This is a genomic window from Actibacterium sp. XHP0104, assembly GCF_025751515.1.
Classification (GTDB): Bacteria; Pseudomonadota; Alphaproteobacteria; order Rhodobacterales; family Rhodobacteraceae; genus Actibacterium_D.
Map to the genome: position 1 here is coordinate 1 of NZ_JAOWLE010000019.1, position 895 is coordinate 895.

Genomic DNA, 895 nt, shown 5'->3' on the forward strand with positions numbered 1-895 from the left:
ATGAAGGTATTGGTGCCTGTGAAGCGGGTGATTGACTATAACGTCAAGGTACGTGTCAAGGCTGACGGGTCTGGCGTTGATCTTGCGAATGTTAAGATGTCGATGAACCCGTTTGACGAGATTGCGGTTGAAGAGGCGATCCGTCTGAAGGAATCCGGCGCGGCGAGTGAGATTGTCGCGGTTTCGATCGGCGTGAAGCAGGCGGCCGAGACGCTGCGGACGGCGCTGGCGATGGGTGCGGACCGTGCGATCCTGATCGTTGCGGCTGATGACGTTCACACCGATATCGAACCCCTTGCGGTTGCCAAGCTGCTCAAGGCGGTTGTCGACGAGGAACAGCCCGGCCTGGTGATTGCAGGCAAGCAGGCGATCGACAATGACATGAACGCGACCGGCCAGATGCTGGCGGCGCTTCTGGGCTGGGGTCAGGCGACCTTTGCCTCCGAGGTCAAGATCGACGGCGACAATGCCGTTGTGACCCGCGAGGTTGACGGCGGTCTGCAGACGATCAGCGTCAAGCTGCCGGCGATCGTGACGGCCGACCTGCGCCTCAATGAGCCGCGCTATGCCTCGCTGCCGAACATCATGAAGGCCAAGAAGAAGCCGCTGGATGAGAAGACGCCCGCCGATTACGGCGTGGATGTCAGCCCGCGCCTGACGGTCGTTTCGACGGCCGAACCTGCGGCGCGCCAGGCCGGTGAAATCGTTGGCTCGGTGGACGAGCTGGTCGCGAAACTCAAAGCTGCGGGGGCTGTGTAATGGCTGTACTTCTGCTTGCCGAAGTGAATGACGGCGCGCTGGCGCTGGACGCAACCGCCAAGGCCGTTTCGGCCGCTGGCGCCCTGGGCGATGTGACGGTTCTGTGCGCGGGGGCCTCGGCCTCGGCTGCGGCGGC

Annotated in this window: 1 protein-coding gene and 1 pseudogene; both read left to right on the forward strand. The window is 63.0% G+C overall.

Features of this window, described 5'->3' with window-relative positions:
- The gene (locus tag OE856_RS13690) at positions 1 to 759 is read left to right on the forward strand and encodes an electron transfer flavoprotein subunit beta/FixA family protein (RefSeq protein ID WP_263716716.1); all 759 of its coding nucleotides are present in this window, start codon (positions 1 to 3) and stop codon (positions 757 to 759) included.
- Positions 759 to 895, forward strand: a pseudogene (locus OE856_RS13695) (electron transfer flavoprotein subunit alpha/FixB family protein); the annotation flags it as partial. The gene OE856_RS13690 and the pseudogene OE856_RS13695, both read left to right, overlap by 1 nt.